General features: G+C 36.4%; 15 protein-coding genes and 2 tRNA genes. 5 read left to right on the forward strand and 12 right to left on the reverse strand.

The annotated features are described in order from the left end of the window. Window position 1: 1 nt before the first annotated feature. The 4 genes from BC008_RS04105 to BC008_RS04120 all read right to left on the reverse strand — a co-directional run bounded on the left by BC008_RS04105 (window position 2) and on the right by BC008_RS04120 (window position 3,116). On the reverse strand, window positions 2-979 hold the full coding sequence (locus tag BC008_RS04105; RefSeq protein WP_027845579.1) for a J domain-containing protein: 978 nt from the start codon (window positions 977-979) through the stop codon (window positions 2-4). 78 nt (window positions 980-1,057) lie between these two features. Beyond that, window positions 1,058-1,870: an inositol monophosphatase family protein gene (locus BC008_RS04110; RefSeq protein ID WP_027845578.1), complete on the reverse strand. Its 813-nt coding sequence runs from the start codon at window positions 1,868-1,870 to the stop codon at window positions 1,058-1,060. A gap of 217 nt (window positions 1,871-2,087) precedes the next feature. Then, entirely contained in the window at window positions 2,088-2,696 is a 609-nt protein-coding gene (locus BC008_RS04115) for a thermonuclease family protein (RefSeq protein ID WP_082650478.1), read from the reverse strand. A 51-nt stretch (window positions 2,697-2,747) separates the two neighbouring features. Beyond that, window positions 2,748-3,116: a 2Fe-2S iron-sulfur cluster-binding protein gene (locus BC008_RS04120; RefSeq protein WP_027847047.1), complete on the reverse strand. Its 369-nt coding sequence runs from the start codon at window positions 3,114-3,116 to the stop codon at window positions 2,748-2,750. Window positions 3,117-3,210: 94 nt separating this feature from the next. Between BC008_RS04120 and BC008_RS04125 the strand changes: the two genes are divergently transcribed. Beyond that, window positions 3,211-3,297 (forward strand) — tRNA-Ser (locus BC008_RS04125). Between the two features lie 419 nt (window positions 3,298-3,716). Here the strand turns inward: BC008_RS04125 and BC008_RS04130 are convergent. The 3 genes from BC008_RS04130 to BC008_RS04140 all read right to left on the reverse strand — a co-directional run bounded on the left by BC008_RS04130 (window position 3,717) and on the right by BC008_RS04140 (window position 6,728). Continuing rightward, window positions 3,717-4,490 (reverse strand): glycoside hydrolase family protein, encoded by a 774-nt coding sequence (locus BC008_RS04130; RefSeq protein ID WP_058183192.1) that lies wholly within the window; start codon window positions 4,488-4,490, stop codon window positions 3,717-3,719. A gap of 1,469 nt (window positions 4,491-5,959) precedes the next feature. Continuing rightward, complete coding sequence (locus BC008_RS04135) at window positions 5,960-6,412, reverse strand: GNAT family N-acetyltransferase (RefSeq protein WP_407657019.1); 453 nt, start codon at window positions 6,410-6,412, stop codon at window positions 5,960-5,962. A gap of 243 nt (window positions 6,413-6,655) precedes the next feature. Further along, window positions 6,656-6,728 (reverse strand) — tRNA-His (locus BC008_RS04140). Between the two features lie 228 nt (window positions 6,729-6,956). On the opposite strand from BC008_RS04140, the gene BC008_RS04145 reads away from it, so the two are divergent. The 4 genes from BC008_RS04145 (at window position 6,957) to ftsH2 (ending at window position 12,431) form a co-directional block, all read left to right on the forward strand. Then, the gene (locus BC008_RS04145; protein ID WP_027845288.1) at window positions 6,957-7,352 is read left to right on the forward strand and encodes a DUF4359 domain-containing protein; all 396 of its coding nucleotides are present in this window, start codon (window positions 6,957-6,959) and stop codon (window positions 7,350-7,352) included. Between the two features lie 1,259 nt (window positions 7,353-8,611). Further along, window positions 8,612-9,310, forward strand: a complete 699-nt coding sequence (locus tag BC008_RS04150; protein ID WP_058183199.1) for a sirohydrochlorin chelatase — start codon at window positions 8,612-8,614, stop codon at window positions 9,308-9,310. After that, the gene (gene cobA, locus BC008_RS04155; RefSeq protein WP_027845286.1) at window positions 9,307-10,080 is read left to right on the forward strand and encodes a uroporphyrinogen-III C-methyltransferase; all 774 of its coding nucleotides are present in this window, start codon (window positions 9,307-9,309) and stop codon (window positions 10,078-10,080) included. The genes BC008_RS04150 and cobA overlap by 4 nt, the downstream gene beginning before the upstream one ends. Before the next feature lie 464 nt (window positions 10,081-10,544). Further along, a complete protein-coding gene (gene ftsH2 / locus BC008_RS04160) occupies window positions 10,545-12,431 on the forward strand; it encodes an ATP-dependent zinc metalloprotease FtsH2 (protein ID WP_027845285.1) in 1,887 nt (628 codons plus the stop codon). A gap of 636 nt (window positions 12,432-13,067) precedes the next feature. Here the strand turns inward: ftsH2 and BC008_RS04170 are convergent. The 5 genes from BC008_RS04170 to BC008_RS50290 all read right to left on the reverse strand — a co-directional run bounded on the left by BC008_RS04170 (window position 13,068) and on the right by BC008_RS50290 (window position 19,250). Further along, window positions 13,068-14,267: an NAD(P)-dependent oxidoreductase gene (locus BC008_RS04170; protein WP_027845283.1), complete on the reverse strand. Its 1,200-nt coding sequence runs from the start codon at window positions 14,265-14,267 to the stop codon at window positions 13,068-13,070. Between the two features lie 5 nt (window positions 14,268-14,272). Then, complete coding sequence (locus BC008_RS04175; protein WP_027845282.1) at window positions 14,273-14,656, reverse strand: hypothetical protein; 384 nt, start codon at window positions 14,654-14,656, stop codon at window positions 14,273-14,275. A 170-nt stretch (window positions 14,657-14,826) separates the two neighbouring features. Further along, a complete protein-coding gene (locus tag BC008_RS04180) occupies window positions 14,827-15,351 on the reverse strand; it encodes an effector-associated domain EAD1-containing protein (protein ID WP_027846520.1) in 525 nt (174 codons plus the stop codon). Between the two features lie 504 nt (window positions 15,352-15,855). After that, a complete protein-coding gene (locus BC008_RS04185; protein ID WP_027846521.1) occupies window positions 15,856-18,477 on the reverse strand; it encodes a trans-splicing intein-formed DNA polymerase III subunit alpha N-terminal partner DnaE-N in 2,622 nt (873 codons plus the stop codon). 599 nt (window positions 18,478-19,076) lie between these two features. After that, a complete protein-coding gene (locus tag BC008_RS50290; RefSeq protein ID WP_201026078.1) occupies window positions 19,077-19,250 on the reverse strand; it encodes a hypothetical protein in 174 nt (57 codons plus the stop codon). Window positions 19,251-19,766 lie beyond the last annotated feature (516 nt).

The raw sequence follows: 19,766 nt of genomic DNA on the forward strand, positions 1-19,766 counted from the left end.
TTTATTTTTTCTTTCCACCAAACAAACCGCCAAACAAACCGTTCCCTCCAGATTTATTTGGTTGTTTTGTCCCGGTATTTAGCTTCGCCGCAGACTTAGCACTACCGGGTTTTTGACCTAAAATCTGTTCAATTTTACGTTTTCCCGCTAACGCTTGTTCGTCTTTGGGGTCCAATTGTAGGGTCCGGTCAAAATGGACTTTAGCCATCTTGATTTGATTTTGCTTTAAATAGACCACTCCAAGCAAGCTATGACAACAGCTATTGTTTGGTTCTAATTTCAGAGCATCTTGTAATTCTACCCTGGCTAATGCCAGTTGGTTTTTATTAATCAGCTCTTGAGCGCGGCGAATATACTGACCAGTAGCTGAAATTTCTGGTGAAGGTGTTGATGGTGAATTTTTGGTTGAATTTTTCGGCGATGGAGATGTAAGTGGGGAAGATGAAGTACTACCGTGAGTCTGAGGTGATGCTGTATTTGGTGGAGATGGCGAAAAATTTTTCCCACCATTGCGCATCAAATAAACCACATTTAATTCACTAATTTGGGCAATATTTTCTAAAACTTGCTGTAACGAATCGTACTGGGCTACTGCCATATTTGCGATCGCACTTTGATAAAGATGGTTGATATTAGGAGCGCTAGCCAATTGTCTAGCCCCATCAGTATACAGTTCTACAGAAGCAGATTCTTGAATTAAGCGTCTACCCATTTGCATCAGTATGGCAACATACTCAGCACGAGAACGTTCCTGAGAAAGCTGTTCGTATGCCGGATTAACTAATTTTGAGAGTAAATCACTAGCCAATTGTTTTTCTACCGCGCTACCAGAAGCACAGCGATCGGGGTGCAAGCGTCGCGCAATTTTGAGGTAACGCTTACGAATTTCCTTGGGATCCGCATCCACAGGAATGCCTAAAACAGCATGGTGATCGGTCAAATCGTATTTGAATAACCCACGTTCTATTCTAAAAGACATTTTTGCAGTTATCGTAGCCGATAGATTTTGTCTAGTTTACTCTCATTTCAACAAAATGTAAGATAAGTGACATATAAACTACTGCCAAGAAGCAAGGGGTGGTACTGTTTTTAGGGCTTGACTTAAAGAGTTATGAATATAACCATTAGTTGCGAGAATTCTTCCACTTTCTAAAATGATTGGAGAACCATCATAGGCAGTTACTTTAGCACCGGCTTCTCGGGCAATAACTATACCAGCGACAATATCCCAAGGAGAAAGACCCCTTTCCCAATAACCATCTAATCTTCCACAGGCAACATGTGCTAAATCTAACGATGCAGAACCGCCGCGTCGCACACCTTGGGTTAAATGGGTTAAATGACAAAATTCTGCGTAGTTGTTGTCTGAAGTCTCACGTCGGTCGTAAGCAAATCCCGTAACTAGTAGACTTTTACTCAACTCCGAAATTTGGGAAACTTTAATTGGCTGACGGTTAAGAGTTGCACCCAAGCCTTTTCCAGCTCGAAATAATTCATTGCGGGAAGGATCGTAAATTACTCCGACAGCAGGTTCCCCATCAATTAACAAACCGATAGAAACTGCAAACATCGGGTATTGATGGGCGTAATTAGTCGTACCATCTAGAGGATCCACCGCCCAAAGATATTTATTGTTGCTATTCCCCAAAGCGCCCGACTCTTCCGAAAGAATTGCATGTTCGGGGAAGTGACGCTGTAAAGAATCTAAAATTAGAGCTTCAGAAGCTTTATCCGCAATAGTAACCAGATCTCCAGGACGACCCTTTTCCGTAATAGAATCTTCTAACTTACCGACATAATCCAGTAAAACTGCACCAGCAGCCAACGCCATTTCCGTCGCAACATCAAGAAAAATCTGTAATTCGTTCATTACTTATTACTTTAAGTAGTCATGCAAAATTAATTAAACATTCTTTGAGGTAGGGAACAGGGAACGGGAAACAGCTTGTATAACTCGGCAGTAAATATATAAATAATTTTGCATAAGTAATTATCACTCATTACTCATTATTTCTCCCCAGTCGCCATATGCCGCTTGCGGCGGCACGCAGTGCTATCCCCAATCCCCAATCCCCAATCCCCAAACTTCACCGATATATCCGACGAAATTCACCAGGAGTGAGACGCATAGGTTTTTCTGGATTCCAAATCCCCTTACCCATAAGTCTTGCATATTGTTGGGCGCGTTCTAGACGTAAATCGTATTTGTGGTTGGGGGAGCGGGGAACAAATAGGGCGTAACCTTCCTTAACTAGTTCTTCATTCAAAAGGATTTTATCTTGCCATGCATAAGCCAGCATTCTTCCAAACCGATCTTTTTCTTTGAGATCGAATTCCAACTTGACAGGTTTATCTCCAATTAGTTCTCGTAACCTTCGAGATGAATCCTCACCCCAAGGACGTTGTCGTCTATCCGGTGCATCAATACCAATTAATCGTACCTGAGAATTTAAATTAGATTGGGAACCTATAGCAATTGCATTAAGAGTATTCCCAGAAGGAACTCCCACTATTTTTACCTGTGGCTGAATTGTCTTGGAATTTGCATCCTTTGGTTGACAACCCACCAGCAAGAAAATTAAGAAACAGATAACAAGCAAAAAGTAAAATTTAATCTTTAAAGTAGAGACGTTAAATTTTACAAATTCTACGCCTCTACGATATTTCTGGTATTGCAACGAAAATAAATCAAACATCAATGTAGTTTATTGTTCCCCATTCCCTAATCTTCATTTTCTGCTACCCAACTAATCTTCATCCAATGGTAAACCAGCTTTTACCTTACCTTTGCCAAAGTAACGTCCAAATTGAAGTTCGTAAACTTCATCTTCATCTTGTGTTTCAACCTTCAGGTCAGAACGAGCATAGCTGACACACAGTAGAGCGTAACCCTGTTTGCGTAATTCTGGGGATAGTCCTACCGCTTCAGGTTGGTAAATTTCTCCAGAAATAACTCTTACGGCGCAGGTTGTACAAGCGCCATTACGACAGGAAAATGGTAATTCTTTTCCTTGTCCTTCAGCAGTATGGAGAATATAGCGGTCTTCAGGGACTTCTATGGTATGTTCGGTACCTTTAGCGCGATCGCGGATTTGAATTTTGTGTGTCTGGGACATTTTTAAAGTAGTCAATTTTGGGCAATATTTTTTATTTACTATCTAATCATTGCATTTTTTGCAATTTCATCCTACAATTGGACCTTGTGAGCCTGGAGAGATGGCCGAGTGGTTGAAGGCGCAGCACTGGAAATGCTGTTTGGGGGCAACTTCAACGAGGGTTCGAATCCCTCTCTCTCCGTTTTAATAAATAAAACTTCGAGTGAATTAAGCATCGATAAATGTATATCGAGATGTAATATTTGTTTTAATTATTATTTTGATTGGCAAAATGCCCCTTTTGAATAAGGTTATTTCATAAATTCCTCCCTCGGGACAAGTTAATCTCATAAATTCCTCCCTCGGGACAAGTTAATCTCATAAATTCCTCCCTCGGGACAAGTTAATCTCATAAATTCCTCCCTCGGGACAAGTTAATCTCATAAATTCCTCCCTCGGGGGAGGCTAGGAGGGGGTTTACCAGTCAATTACAGCAAATAAAAATAAAAAAATTAACGCACTGTCAAATCTCTTCAACAATGCATTATTACCCAAAAGTAAATATTTTTAAATCATCTTGATCGGCACGCGCCATTTCAATGGTGATCGCATTATTTACCATCAAGCAATCTGAATATTATCTCCTTCCCACTTCACGCGAAAATTGGGAGAAACCTCCAAAGTCGAAAAACGAAAATACCAACCATACAAAAGTAACTCATTCAAATTATCAGACATTGGTAAAAAATGTGATGCATACAATCCTGTTCGCATACTACTTGGAATAATCGGATGAGAACTTACAGGTTTATATGGTCCTGCAATTTCATCTGCAACATACCAATGAATTGATGAATCAGTGATATTACCATCTACTTTTTCAACCCATTTTGGATTTAAATAACCGTTTGAATAACGCTCCCAATGCAAACTATCTGTAGACTTCGCTAAACCGATTCCTTCATGCATTAAATGGGGCCAACCCTTACCAGCACCTGAATAAAAAAGATAGTAAACGCCGTTTTCTTTATATGTATAACCAGTAAATAATCTACCAGATTCCCATGAGTTAGAAGGTTCAGGCTCTAGGATTACTCCCAGGTCTTGCCAATCTTTTAAATTGTGAGAAATAGCTCCATGTATCCTACTGTTTTCCCACCAACACATTGAATTAACTTCAGGCGTACCCGCCAAATAAAATAGCCGATATATATCATCATCTTTAAAAATCCAAGGGTCCCAAGATGGTAAACCTTTCTGTGAAGATTGGACAAATTTGGCTACGTAATTCTTAGCATAATCTTTAAAAGGAACCCATTTTTTGATTTCAGTTGGAAGTGTTAAAGATTCCAATATAGCCATAAAATTTTGGCTGATAATATTAGAATTACGCATAATTATAGGCTTAATAATCAAATGAAAATATTGGTTGTTTTTAGAGATAAATGCATACTACAACAAGATTTGCCCGCGAGATAATAAACTGTCAATAAAATATCATCAGCAGCAAAAAAATATTTAAGTTGGTAAGAATATCTTCTCTTGTTTTTCTGATAACCCACAAAATGCAGCAGTATAATATTCAACTTTTGATCCGATTTGAAATGCCCTGGAAAAATAGTTAATTGAAATAAGGATAACTACTGACTCTAGTATTATATTATTCTTCATAATTAATTGAATACCAGAAAAAAATTACATAATCAGTAGAATTTTTATTGTTTTTTTAATAAAAAAATTAATTTTTGCTGTAGATATATTCTGTAATACCAAAATAAATATTCTTTTGGAGAGAATAAATAAAAATCAAAAAGATATAGTAAAGCTCATAGAAATCCCTGATTTAATTACTTTTCAGGTAGTATTCAATTCGTACAAGGCTTAAATTAATTTCAAGAGTCAATAGGACATTTTAGCTTTATATCTTATGGCCACTATGTATAGTAAAAAATACAACTCAGCACATATAATTCAAAGGAATAATAAGTATCAATTAAAGACACACAAATAAAGGTAAACAGGTATTGTAATATCAGTTAACTTACACATGCTGTATATGGATTTAAATCAAATACGACATTTATTTTTTTCTGTTGTATTACTTTACTAACAAAGTATCGACGAATTAAATCCTATTGATTTATTACTCACGACCAATTAACAACCACTAATTACCAGTTAACAATTAATAACCACCTATAATAATAAACCCTTCTCTTGCGACAAAAGAAGGGTAATTAATGAATTTCTCCATTAATATGAATATGCAACGAATATTTAGTTTTTAAACATTAGCTAATTTTCTTTTTTGTTGATTAATAACTAATTCGACCATCTGATTAATTGGCAATGAACAATCTTTTTGAGCAATCCAGTTTGGCATTTCCTGCCAGCAACTAGGACAAAACAAATAGACTTGGTTCCCACGAATGTGCCGTAGCATATTATCAGAACAACAAGGACAATTAATCATGTTAGCCTCGATTTTTATTAAGTAATATTTTGATGAACCGCTTAGTAGCCACCCACACTTCCAGGTTATAAGCGAAATATAAAGTTCGCGCCATAAAACATGCTGTTTCTTCAAGAAAGTTAATTACTTGATACCTAGCTTTACTAAATCATGAGTAAAATACTTCTTTTTATTGTAATTAACGTATTAAATAAAACTTCAAATTATCCAAAAAAATATAATACCAATTTCTAATACGGCAAAATAAGTAATATGCAAAAAAATAATAAATTAATCTGTCTCGAACAGACTTACGCAACACACTGTTACAGTGATTTAATTATTTATTTTGAAAAGTATTTTCGTTGAAGTGTTCTGAATCCTACATGAAAAAATAAATTCAGAATGTCTCCTAACTTTCTCGGTAGTGCATGAATACTACAGGGACAATTCTCAAAGTTTTTGCTAGCTGAGAAACGCGAAATTTTCTTTGGAGCGACCGCGGTAATTCTTTCCAAGTCACAGGGTAAAAACCAAAATGACTGTAAAAGTTTGCTAGTCGTTGTCCCAAACATTCTAAGTACAACGGTTGATCGCAGGATGAGATTAAGTGTTGGGTTAAAATGCTTCCCAAACCGCGTCTCCTCCAAGCAGGTACCACAAATAAGCTTCCTAACTCTTTGACTCCGGAATAGTCTCGTAATTGCCCACATGCAACGATATCCCCGGAACATTCAATCACCCAAAACTGTTGCCATCGAATTTGAGTAGGATCGAGTTTAGCCCTCAATACTAAAAATCTAATTGACCAAATATCAGAAGGTGTTGCTTGGCGGATAACACACCCATCAGGTAGCACTGACATACTACGAATTTAATATCCTCTAAAAAATACAGATAAACATGTATCTTCAATTGACTTTCGGAGATACCTGAACACTTACAGCGACATCTAATATATTAAAGGGAGAATATAAAAAAATAAGAATGATATGAAGCATACTAGACGACAGTTTACTCCTAGGTTATCATCTGTCAGTTGCTTCACTGCTTTACGTTTTAAATGTTATCAGCTTTTCACGATGTCAAACGAATTTACAAAATTAAGGGCGGACGATGGGACTCGAACCCACGAATGGAGGTACCACAAACCTCTGCCTTAACCACTTGGCTACGCCCGCCATATCTGAACGCACTATAGATAGTAACATACTTTCGCAAAATTGATCCATAGTTTTTCTCAGAATCGCTAAAATAAGTTGAATTATAGAATCAAATATCTAAAATTTGAGATCTGAAGCTTGAATCCCAAGCTGAAATTCCCAAGCTTAAACTTCTAAGCTTGATAGCCAAGGCAAAGACGTGATAACTAGAGATTAAAAATATCCAAAACCTGAAAACTGGAAAAAATGAAACTTTTAAAGATTATTGCTGGTACCGCAGTCGTTGGATTGACATTGTTAGGTCTATCTATGGCGACGACCAATCCCTCTCAAGCAGCATATGAGAAGTATGCTAGTCAGCGCTTGACTAAGTACCTGAAGGATAATGTGTGCGGTAAGTCCAAAAATTTTCTGGATAATTTGCCCATTAAACTTGATTCTCAGTGCGACAATTTACTAGATTCTGCGAATCCGCAAGTTCAAGAAATTATTTCCAGAACGACTCAAAGACAAAATTTTATAATTTTTAGCATTTATCATACGGACTTAAAGCTGGAATCTTTGTCCTTAATTCCCGGCTATAAGTTTGAAAGTGTTGGAGCATTCAACAATTTTTACATCTATAAAGCCCAACGGCAGTAAAAAATATCGCAATTATATTTGTTGCCATTTAATTAGCAATGGTTTAATAAAGTATTAGGGAATAATTACTAACTTCTTTAGTTACAAAAATAGCTGAGGTCTTAAGGTTGTAAAGTAACTATTGATACGAGATACTGTTGTGGCTGTCTTGTGTGACTTTCTATTGAAATAAAATTATTTTTGAGTGGGACATTAAATCAATTGCGCTTAAGGGGATTCGCTGCTATAGTAATATTCCTAATGTACTTACATATCTGTAACCATATCTGACTACAAGTGCTAATTGCCGAAATAAGATTTTTTATAATTGCCAAAATTTTGAATATGATTAGTTAGTATTAGGCAATTGCAAAATTTATTAGAACATTTATCATTAGATAATTTTTGAATAGAAGATTTAATTGTATATTTATCATTTAGTTATTGCCGAAAAGCTTGGATAGCTGGATTGTCTAGGAATAATATACTCACTAAAATAAGTTCTTAAGAACTAATTATTTTCTGCTTACATCAAGTCATAGTAAATTCATTTAACAATATAGCAATCCTGACTGAAACCTAAGAAAACATGTAGACAATAAAGAAGTACTTACAAGGGTTTCATCCACATGCTAGTGCGCGAACAGCGATTTTATTCCTCGTGAATAATTTCGGATTTCTATAGTTTTTATAGTCGAAATACTAAATCTAATTATAGATATTTTTCTTTTTTTACTGTTTAATTTACATGTAAACAATGCTTAATAGCAGCTTTCCATTGGAACAGTATTTGTGTGTTTAATTCAAGGCTATAGAAGATGTCAGAATGTTAAATATTTGAGAGAGATTTTGCTTTAAAAGTTTTGATTGTATATACTTAGCTTCATTAATCTTGGATAGACAAATAAGCTTATTACTGCACGGGTAAAAAGTATAATTGTTTTCATTAGATAAAAACTATAATAATTAGTATCATTTGTTTCATGACTAGTGGGACAGATACCTGAATATTGCGAGTAAAAAGGCTATGCTTATTTATTAAATTAATGTAGATGTAGATAAAGTGGAAATTATATGTCAGAATCAAAACACAAATATCAAATTAATTTTATACTTACCGGATAGAATTCTGAAATTTTGATATAAAAGAAGCTGAAACTCGCAAATAAATACGCGTTCGAGTCCATCTCCAACTATTAGTGAAACATCCATTTACACCACAGTCGTCGGGATATTTATTGGTATATCACGGAAGCCGCGATCCTCGTCCAGAAAGTGCAATGCAGCAACTGGCAGGTAAAATATCTCAGAAATTGAGAAGTTATCCTGCACGTGATACAAATAGCTCTGTTGTATCAACACTAAAGCATGAACTATCTGTAGGGACAGCATCTTTAGAGTTTGCTTCACAACCTTTGCACTCGCAAATTATTGACTTTGCTCGCAATGCAGCTAGTAAAGGATGTAGTTGCTTGCAAATATTACCTTTGTTTCTACTTCCAGGAATACATGTCATGGAAGATATTCCAACAGAAGTCTCACAAGCGAAAGCAGTACTTGGTGAAGATATTGTTATTAACCTACAGCCGTATTTAGGTTCTCACCCTGGTTTAGAAGGGTTGGTAGCAAATCAATTGTGTATCAACCGAGCAGACGCAACCATTTTACTGGCTCACGGTAGTCGTCGTCAGTCAGCAACAATTTTGATCGAACAAATATCAGCAAAATTAGGTTTAGTAACTGCTTACTGGGCTTCACCACCAAGTTTGGAATCGCAGGTTACCGATCTATTTTCTATGGGTTGTAGAAAAATTAATGTTGTACCTTACTTTTTATTTGCAGGCGGAATAACCGATACAATTGCTCGAACGATAGAAAAGTTGAAACTAAATTTCCCTACGATTAGCTTCCAACTATCTAAACCTCTAGGAGCGAGTGCAGAAATAATCGAACTAATTTGGGATTTAATGGAAAGATGAACGGCTCAGTCACACAGGGAAAACAATCCTTGAGAAAAGTTTATTTGGTAGGTGCAGGTCCAGGCGATCCAGGACTGATGACCCTTAAAGGTAAAGGTATTCTCGAATGTGCAGATGTAGTTATTCATGATGCCTTAGTTAGCCCTCAAATTTTAGCAATGATTAACCCTCAAGCCGAAAAAATTAATGTGGGAAAGCGAAAAGGGAGACATTCCCAAGCGCAAGAAAAAACAACACAGTTGTTGATTGATAAAGCCCGAGAAAATGCCATCGTGGTTAGACTCAAGGGCGGAGACCCATTTATTTTTGGTCGTGGTGGTGAGGAAATGAAAGCATTAGTCGAAGCAGGAGTATCAGCGGAAATCGTACCTGGTGTTACCTCAGGAATTGCAGCTCCTGCTTATGCTGGTATCCCTCTAACCCATCGACTTTATAGCTCTTCAGTCACATTTGTTACTGGTCATGAGGCAACCGGTAAATATCGTCCAGAAATAAATTGGAATGCTATAGCTTGTGGTTCGGAAACCATAGTGATTTATATGGGGATTCACAACTTACCCCACATCGTTCAACAATTGATTAATGCTGAATTAAGTTTAGATACTCCCGTTGCTCTTATTCGTTGGGGTACGCGACCAGAGCAGGAAGAATTAATTGGTGAGTTAGGGACAATTCTGGAACAAGTAAAAACTGTAGGTTTTGAAGCTCCAGCTATTGTGGTGATTGGTGCAGTCGTGAAAATGTACGGTTTACTGTCTGTTTTGACCTAATCTTTGCAGTTTGATAATAAGCGAATAGATGGTAAGCTATCCCACGGCTAGCATATGAGTGGACAATGTTAAACCATGAAGACTGAGGAATTTCAAGTACTATTCCTTAATTTTGCAATACGCACAACGGCGTTTAGCAAGAGCTAATCTTCTTGGTATCCGGAGAAATAAGCGAGATAAATAAGTATTTTTTTGAAGACGTTCGCACAGAACGATCGAATTAGAATTAGGATCTAAGTGGTTTAATGTCTTAAAATTAAGTTACATTTAATTAAGATTCTTACTAAAACTCTGAACATGTTATAGGAATATTAAACTCTGTAACAGTTCAGTTGGAACAGTTGTATTAAATAAAGTGGAATTATAAACATCCGTTTAACAGCATAGTAACAGGGAAATATATTCCTATATTCCTTCAAGTGCTATTGCTGATTAGTTGTATCAGCATCTAGAGGCAAATTAAAATGAAATTCTCCTGGAGAGTCCTAGTACTTTGGACATTGCCTGCTTTGGTAATTGGCTTTTTCTTTTGGCAGGGGGCTTTTAGTAGTTCTCCAGCTGATTTAACTAAAAACACAGCCAGTACCCGTATGACCTATGGGCGCTTTCTGGAATATCTGGATGCCGAGCAGATATCCACCGTAGATTTTTATGAAGGTGGAAGAACGGCCATTGTACAAACGAAGGATCCAGAACTTGATAATCGTTTGCAGCGAGTTAGGGTAGATTTGCCTATTAATGCTCCCGAGTTAATTGAGAAGCTTGAGGAGAAAGGAGTCAACTTTGCTGCTCATCCCATGCGCAATGATGGAGCAATTTGGGGACTATTGGGCAATCTAATTTTCCCAATTTTACTCATTACCGGTTTATTCTTCTTGTTCCGTCGTTCTAGCAATATGCCCGGTGGTCCCGGTCAAGCAATGAACTTCGGTAAATCCAAAGCGCGTTTCCAAATGGAAGCTAAAACCGGAGTAAAATTTGATGACGTTGCAGGCATTGAGGAAGCAAAAGAAGAACTACAAGAAGTAGTTACCTTCCTCAAGCAACCAGAAAGATTTACAGCAGTAGGCGCACGCATTCCCAAAGGCGTATTGTTAGTAGGACCTCCGGGAACTGGTAAAACATTATTAGCTAAAGCGATCGCTGGTGAAGCAGGCGTACCTTTCTTCAGCATTTCCGGTTCTGAATTCGTGGAAATGTTTGTTGGTGTTGGTGCTTCCCGAGTTCGCGATCTATTCAAAAAAGCTAAAGATAATGCACCATGTATTATCTTTATCGATGAAATTGACGCAGTTGGAAGACAGCGTGGTGCTGGTATCGGTGGTGGTAATGACGAACGGGAACAAACCCTCAACCAATTATTAACCGAAATGGATGGTTTTGAAGGTAATTCCGGTATCATTATTATTGCTGCAACCAACCGTCCCGATGTTTTGGATGCAGCACTATTACGTCCCGGACGTTTTGATAGACAGGTTACAGTGGATGCACCAGATATTAAAGGACGCTTGGAAGTACTTAGAGTTCATGCTCGTAATAAAAAGATTGACGAAAGCGTTTCTTTGGAAACCATTGCTCGTCGGACTCCAGGATTTACCGGTGCTGACTTAGCCAACTTGCTTAATGAAGCAGCCATTCTCACCGCTCGTCGTCGTAAAGAAGCTATTACCCTGTTAGAAATTGATGATGCGGTTGACCGGGTAGTCGCTGGGATGGAAGGTACTCCATTGGTAGATAGCAAGAGTAAACGCTTAATTGCTTACCATGAAATAGGACATGCTTTAGTTGGTACTTTACTTAAGGACCACGACCCAGTACAGAAAGTTACTTTAATTCCTCGCGGTCAAGCACAAGGGTTAACTTGGTTTACCCCCAGTGAGGAATCAGGTTTAATTACTCGTTCTCAACTTAAAGCGAGGATTACAGGTGCTTTGGGTGGTCGTGCAGCCGAAGACGTAATTTTTGGTAGAGATGAAATTACTACTGGTGCCGGAAATGACCTGCAGCAAGTAACAGGTATGGCACGACAAATGGTAACTCGTTTTGGGATGTCTGACTTGGGACCACTTTCTTTGGAAAGTCAGTCAGGAGAAGTTTTCTTAGGACGTGACTGGATGACTCGTTCGGAATATTCTGAGTCGATTGCAGCCCGTATTGACAGTCAAGTTCGCACAATTGTTGATGAGTGTTACAAATCAGCGCTCGACATAATGCGCAATAATCGTTCTTTAATGGATCGAGTTGTGGATTTGTTAATCGAGAAAGAAACTATCGACGGAGATGAATTTCGACAAATTGTGTCTGAGTATGCAGAAGTACCAGATAAACCACAGTTTGCACCAAGCTTGTAGTTTATTTTATTAAGAATTTGATGGCAGGGGTACGACAATGTCGTGCCCTTTTCTTATGACTATTAAACTTTTGACTTTCAACTTGCGTGTAGCGCTATATTTACGGTTATAGCACTATGAAGAAGCTACATTAGGACATATATTACCCGCTTAAGCCATACGTGTTAGGCTTATGTCCTACGGACACGCTATGCTAATGACTTTTTACTTGCGTGTAGCGCTATATAACCTAATACCAATTCAAAAGATAAAAACATGATGTTTTGTATTAGATTTATATGAGTTTCTCAGGTTAAAAATCCGAGAATAAAGAATTATCATAATTAAGTAGCTAAATAAGGTTTCCTCAGAAAAAATTTTTTCAAGTAATTGAAAAAGTAATTCGTCACCATTTCCAGAAATAAAAAAATCAGAAATAAAAATAACTATCTGTTTTTTGTGCTGGAAGATTACTTTCATTGGTAATCTGTGAAGCGATATTAATTCAGAAATCATTGCTACAGACTCATATCAAATCTTCTTAGGTGGTTAAAGCCCCAGCAAGTTGCTTGCTCTCACAGCTGCACTTGTTGAGGTTTTTATTTTTGGTTTTGAATCAAATTTAATCAGAATAAAACTTTGATTTACATAAACACTTTAATTTACATAATCTTGTAGATATTCATAAGGCTTATTTAATTCACCATTCAAAGCAATTGTTCCTTTATAAATCATCCGACTATCGCTTTGATTTAATTCTGACCATACTGTTGAGATTAGTTGATTACCAAAATCTTCTGAAGCATCCCTCGGTAATTCATTAGGTAAATTATCTACTGCCATGACATCAATGCAGTTATTTTGGAATGGCTCAGCTTCCTGAAATGATAAGGGGTCATAACCATAAATCGGCTCGGTAATAGAAGAAGCTCTAATTGTCGAAGGGATGGAAGAATCTGGAGCAATATCACAAGTGACATCGGCAATCACCCGAATAGTAAAATTCTCATGCTTCATATCTTCTTTGCTAAAGAAAACTGGAATGCGTTTATCCCAATAGATACCATTCAGCATAATATTTGCAGTATGGGTGTAAGGCTGGAAGCAAGAAATGTATTGTTCGGGATGTTGATAATAATGATGCTCATCAAAGGAAGTTTCTCCTTCCTGGCGATACATATCCTTAACCCCTAGCTGTGTGTAAATAGGTTCGGCTTTGTTGTTCTCGAGAAATTCTTGAGGTGAAATCCTTTTGATTCCCATCAAGTCTAAAGTTTCAGTCGCACCATTACCAACCCTACCTTCTCCAGTAACAACCAACTTTATATGAGAAAGAGGTAAATTTTGATAATAAGTTTGAGCTTCAGCCCAGTCATGACATTTGTACATGGGTTTGAGATTAAACTTTCCCTCACGTCTTCCCCAGGTGAGAATGGCATTATGAGCTCCAACAATTCCAGCCCAGCGTCCAAAAGCAATTACTCGTTTACCGCCTGTATTTCGCAGACATTCATAATCAATCAAGCGAATTTTCTTCTGCAAGATTGAACGTAAAAGCTCGCGGTTGTATGGTTGCTTTTTAATCGTGTGAGAGAAAAATAGATAGGTTTTCTGGGGTATCAGCATTGAAATGGGAACTTCTTTGACCCCTAACAACAGTTCGCATTCTGAAAGATTTTCCTCGATCCGAATACCTTGACTTTGATATTCTTCGTCTCTAAAGCAACGATCTGGACTCGGCTGGACAAATATTTCTAAGTTTTGATATTTATCTTGTAAATCTCGGCATTGCTTTGGTGTGAGTGCAACTCTAGTATCAGTTTTGGCTTTACCTTCTCGAAGAATTCCTACTTTCATAGAATCTAATTGTTTAACTGTGAATGTTTCTCTCTTTTTTTACATACCCTATCTTTCTGTACCCACCATTCTGGAATATATTTAGTATCAAGTTCTAAATTTCCAATAATTCTTCCCTGATAATAAATTTTTTTATTTTCATCAAAAGTGAATATTGCATTCCATAATGATATCTCATTCTTATTTATATTCGCGTTACTATAACCGGGGATATAGCAAAAGAAATCTTCTTCACCAACACGTTGACCATAAGTTACAAACCCTCTATTTTCATAAATTACCTCATAAGATGTTCCTGCTTTTAAGGTGCCAATATTATTGATACCTTGCTTAAAATAAACTACAAATAGTTTGCCAGATTTTATATGGTCGATAATAGACCTGTCCATAAATTAAATTTGCAGAAAGATAGAATGTAAAATTTTATATTTTATAGAAAAAAGCCTATGGAATATAACTTTGAAATCTTTTACAACATAAGAAATAATATCCATGCTTAAAATTTGAAAATCCTATCTTTTTTCTCTAAACTATCATCAACTATCTTAAACCCTAATTCCTACGTTGATTGAATACATATGAATAATCTTTGAAATGCTTGTACAGCATGGATTATAAATTTATGGACGAGTCTAATATATTGAGTTCCTGGAGGTTTAGTTATTGGAGTAGTTTTTAAAGGTTCAGGTATTAGAGTAGGTTTTGGAAGTTCAGTTGTTGGAGTAGGCTTGGGATATTCAGGTTTTGAAGGTAACGGAATTTTTATACCCAACCACAAAATCATTAATAATATAACTAAAGATATAAAGGCTGAAAAAGTAAGTCTATTTGGCAAGTCTTTTTTTGGGTTATTCTGTGTATCTAGTTTTGTTTTAAGTTGTTCTGGTTTAGATTGTTTATATTTTAATTCTTGAGCAATTTCCCTTAAATAGGTATTTCTAGGATTTATTTTGAGTGCACCATTAATTAAATCATCAATCCGGCCATTAGCACACGCATATTTTATTAAGTCATGTGTATTTTTTTGTAGGTTACCATCTTGGGTAATTTCATTTAGATTTTTATCCAACCCATACGATACCAATTAAAGCATATTGTAATTTTTTACGCTCTTCACCAGATAAACGCATATTCTTATAGCTAATTATATTAAAAATTAAAAATTTGAAGCGAATGAGGAATTGCTGTTGCTGACTGACATTTATTAATGAATTGCTGAGAATTAATGTTCAAAAATTAATCACAGGATTTAGAAATTTAACAAAGCTTAAATCTGCAGCCGAGTAGCACATCATCAACACTGCTGAGGTAACAAAATCAAGTGTAAGTAATTAATTTAATACTGGTGTGATTTCCTTTTGCATGATGATTTATCCACAGTTCCATTTCTAACGAAATGCGAATACTTAATTGAAGTACACTCATAGGAACAATTACATAATTTCAAATTTAAGTTTAGCTACGCATTTATGAAATGACAAGCGTAAAATAAATCACAAACAATATTGTTCGCATCTATTTAGGCTAAAACAACAGAAAGATTAAGTTGTGGGAAACTTTTAAGATCGCCTTTTTCATACTGTAAAAATCAGATTTTAACTTGCTTTAAATCTAATTCCCGAACAAAAATTTCATCAATTGGCAACATCTCACCATCAGTTGTCATAAATTTATGGTCTTTTGTCGCCCGAATTGTCGAACCATCTTCTAACTCATATTCAAAAACTTCTTGTTGTCCGCGATTATGCCATTGAGCAATGGGTTGGGTGTAAATATTGCCATTCCTATCAACACTATAAACATTACACTCAATACCTTTTTCCACAATTGCCCCAATTGGCATAAAACCATATTCAACCGTTAAAACTTCTGTATCGTAGGTTAAACAATATTCGGCAAACTTCACCATTTGGTCGAATAACTGCTCGGCAATTTTTTTATTCACACCATTTTTTGCCGAACCATCAATAAAAATTTCTCGATGCTTCTGCATCTCTTTGAGTTTCTTTTTACCCATAGCGCGGCGCAACAAATCCGCTTGTCCCAAGGAATATCCAGCCATATCCTGAGCAATTTTCATAATTTGCTCCTGATAGACCATAATTCCATAGGTCTCATCCAAAATTGGTTCTAAGATTTTATGTTCGTAATCAATTTCTTCGCGACCGTGTTTGCGATCAATAAAGTGGGGGATTAATCCTGCATCCAAGGGTCCCGGTCGATAAAGTGCCAAAATTGAAGATATATCTTCGATGTTAGAAGGCTTCAAATCTCTCACAATTTGACGCATCCCTGAAGATTCTAACTGAAAAACACCTTCTAACTCTCCTGCTTCTAAAAGGTTGTAAGTTTTCTGAACATCTTTTGGTAAGGTTTTATGTTCGCCTTTTTCTAGAATTTTTTGTGCTTTCCTTGCTTGAGTAGTGATATCGTAGGCGTCAATTTTACAATTGTGATTTTGTTCGATTAAATCAAGAGTTTTCTGAATCATAGTTAAATTTTTCAGACCCAGAAAATCCATTTTTAACAAACCCAGTGCTTCTAAATCTTCCATATAGTACTGAGTAATTACAGAACCATCATTATTTTTTTGTAACGGTACGATTTCATCTAGGGGGTCGGCGGAAATTACTACCCCAGCAGCATGAACGCCAAAAGTTTTGTTTGTCCCCTCAATCCGGATCGCCATATCAATCCAATGACGAACATGAGGTTCGTTATCATATCTTTCTTTAAATTCTGGTTCTGGGGTATCATCAGAAATCATTTTTTGCAGCTTGGCTGGCTTACCCCTTGCAACCGGAATCATTTTTGCCATTTTGTCAGATTCGCTGTAAGGAATATTGAGCACCCTTGCCACATCTTTCAATACCGCCTTGGAAGTCATACGGTTGAAAGTAATAATTTGAGCTACCTTATCCTCTCCGTAGGTACGCGTAACATAATCAATAACTTTGTCACGTTGTTCGATACAGAAATCCGTATCAATATCAGGCATAGATTTCCGTTCCGGGTTGAGAAATCTTTCAAACAGCAAACCATGATGCACTGGATCGATATTAGTAATACCCATGGTGTAAGCTACCAACGAACCTGCAGCCGAACCGCGACCCGGACCAACAGGGATACTACTATCCCGAGCAAATTTAATGTAATCCCACACCACCAAAAAATAAGTTGAAAATCCCATTCGCTGAATCATTTTCAACTCGTATTCCAACCTTTCTTTATAAGAAAGAGGTACTTCTTGGCGATGTTTGCAATTCAGTTTTTCTAGTAAACCTCCCCAAGAAACTTCTTCGACGTAGGTATCGGCAGTATGTCCTGAAGGAATGGGAAAATGAGGAATGCGCGGTTCTCCAAGAATATTGTAAGGTTCGATTTTCTCCGCTACTTCCAACGTGTTGTTTATCGCTTCTTCAATGATATCTGAAGGTAAATGATCGCGGAATAGCTGTTTCATTTCCTCAGCAGATTTGAGATATTCTGTACCGCTGTAACGCATGCGGTTATCTTCAAAAATCTTTTTACCTGTTTGAATGCACAATAAAGCATCGTGAGCTTCTACGTCATAACAAGAAATAAAATGGGAATCGTTGGTTGCAATAACTTTGATATCTAATTCTTTCGCAATTTTAACGATTTCGACATTCACAACTCGGTCTTCCCGAGAACCATGGTCTTGAATTTCTAGATAATAATCTTCACCAAAAACATCTTTGTACCATTTTGCAACTTTACGTGCTGCATCTGGTCTACTACTAAGAATTGCTTGGGGAACTTCTCCACCCAGACAAGCACTCGTAACTATCAAATCTTGATGATATTCTTTTAATAATTCTTTATTAATGCAAGGTCGGGAAAAAATACCCCTACCCTGTACGCCTTTGAGGTGAGAAGTCGTAGTTAATTTAACTAAATTCTTATAGCCCTGAGTATTTTTAGCTAAAACAACTTGGTGGTAACGAGGACGGCGTTCTTGTTTCGTTATATCGCCGTTAATAATATACATTTCATTGCCAATAATTGGCTTGATATTTTTGCCACGACAAGTTTTGATTAACTCGATCGCGCCGTACATTACACCGTGGTCCGTGAGTGCGATCGCCTCCATTCCTAATCCAATAGCCTTATCTATCAAATTAGGCAATTGGGATGCTCCATCAAGTAAACTATAGTCGCTATGAATATGTAAAGGAACAAAGGACATATTGTTTCACCCGGCACTCAAAAACCACAAGTGTTTTCCAGAGTAGCGTATGTTGGAGATTAGGGCTATAAGTTTATCTTAATTTAGATTTTCTCCAAAAAACTTCAATGTTTCGAGGTGCGAAGCAAGCATGGAGAAAGATTTAGTAAATGCACCTATCATCAGGACTAAACAATGAATAAAATCAATTCAATTACCAGACAACAGTCAGATGCAGGACTTTACAAGTAAATGAAGTACATTTTCCCTGCTCCTACATTATTAAAGATGTGAGATCTACCTCACTTAAAATTAAATCGGCTGTATGCACTTAAAGGACAGTTCGAACAGGTATTTAGTGATATCAACTGATTCAGATTATGTAGGATTACAAGATAATTAAATTTTGAGATAGATAAATAATGAATTTACCGGGGGAAAAGAGAAAGTCGACTGGAGAAAACCGAAAAACGAAAAGTTATTTTATCACCTCCAAATTTCAAAACGTTTGTTCTAAATAATTTCTGATTTAACTTCATCAATAGAGTTTATTTTTTTGAACCTTTTACTTACACCATTGACATGATTTTAACTACATGATTTTAACTATAAATTTAATTTTAATGTGGTCCTTTTGCATCACATTCTTTAGCCCAACATTTTTTAAGAAACTCAATCCGATGAATCAAAGCAAAACGTTGAGGATGAATTATAAAATGTTTTTGACGACTAAATACTGGTTGTTGAAGATATTCCCAAAACGGAAAAGGAATTTTGATCCTTTCTGAATTCATTTCCATCGCAAACTACTATAAATTTTAAATTGTTACTAAAAACGATCGTAAATATCAGTACAAAAACAAGTACGAATAAATAACAAGTTATATATTACACATTCTTTGAATAGCTTGACCTTGTGGCAATTGCTGAATATTGGGATATTAATTTATAGTCTGATATTAAGTGAATGCAATGAAATTTTAGTCAAAATGTATTTCTTCGAGGAATATACCCAAAGTTTTTCCACAGGGTCGTTCAAGAGTTAATAAAATATTACTGAGATATATCATAGATAATTTATATCGTAGCGATTACAAAAAACTATTATTAATAGTGTTTATATCGATTGTGGACCGTAAATTAACTGAAGATATAGGGATATCATATTTAATTTTTGATAAATAAAATAATTTAACTGTTTTAAGCCACTATTTTGAGCAATACAACCCATCTTCCGCACTCTAACTGTCACAATCGGTAATTACTTAAATAAATCAATAATAAAAGAGTAAAAAAGTACTTTTTACCAC

This window comes from Mastigocoleus testarum BC008 (assembly GCF_001456025.1).
GTDB classification, from domain to species: Bacteria; Cyanobacteriota; Cyanobacteriia; order Cyanobacteriales; family Nostocaceae; genus Mastigocoleus; species Mastigocoleus testarum.

Coding starts and splice junctions, on each gene's coding strand:
- BC008_RS04105 (WP_027845579.1), bottom strand. CDS start 979: ATGTCTTTTAGAATAGAACGTGGGTTATTCAAATACGATTTGACCGAT.
- BC008_RS04110 (WP_027845578.1), bottom strand. CDS start 1,870: ATGAACGAATTACAGATTTTTCTTGATGTTGCGACGGAAATGGCGTTG.
- BC008_RS04115 (WP_082650478.1), bottom strand. CDS start 2,696: ATGTTTGATTTATTTTCGTTGCAATACCAGAAATATCGTAGAGGCGTA.
- BC008_RS04120 (WP_027847047.1), bottom strand. CDS start 3,116: ATGTCCCAGACACACAAAATTCAAATCCGCGATCGCGCTAAAGGTACC.
- BC008_RS04130 (WP_058183192.1), bottom strand. CDS start 4,490: ATGCGTAATTCTAATATTATCAGCCAAAATTTTATGGCTATATTGGAA.
- BC008_RS04135 (WP_407657019.1), bottom strand. CDS start 6,412: ATGTCAGTGCTACCTGATGGGTGTGTTATCCGCCAAGCAACACCTTCT.
- BC008_RS04145 (WP_027845288.1), top strand. CDS start 6,957: ATGAAACTTTTAAAGATTATTGCTGGTACCGCAGTCGTTGGATTGACA.
- BC008_RS04150 (WP_058183199.1), top strand. CDS start 8,612: ATGCAGCAACTGGCAGGTAAAATATCTCAGAAATTGAGAAGTTATCCT.
- cobA (WP_027845286.1), top strand. CDS start 9,307: ATGAACGGCTCAGTCACACAGGGAAAACAATCCTTGAGAAAAGTTTAT.
- ftsH2 (WP_027845285.1), top strand. CDS start 10,545: ATGAAATTCTCCTGGAGAGTCCTAGTACTTTGGACATTGCCTGCTTTG.
- BC008_RS04170 (WP_027845283.1), bottom strand. CDS start 14,267: ATGAAAGTAGGAATTCTTCGAGAAGGTAAAGCCAAAACTGATACTAGA.
- BC008_RS04175 (WP_027845282.1), bottom strand. CDS start 14,656: ATGGACAGGTCTATTATCGACCATATAAAATCTGGCAAACTATTTGTA.
- BC008_RS04185 (WP_027846521.1), bottom strand. CDS start 18,477: ATGTCCTTTGTTCCTTTACATATTCATAGCGACTATAGTTTACTTGAT.
- BC008_RS50290 (WP_201026078.1), bottom strand. CDS start 19,250: ATGAATTCAGAAAGGATCAAAATTCCTTTTCCGTTTTGGGAATATCTT.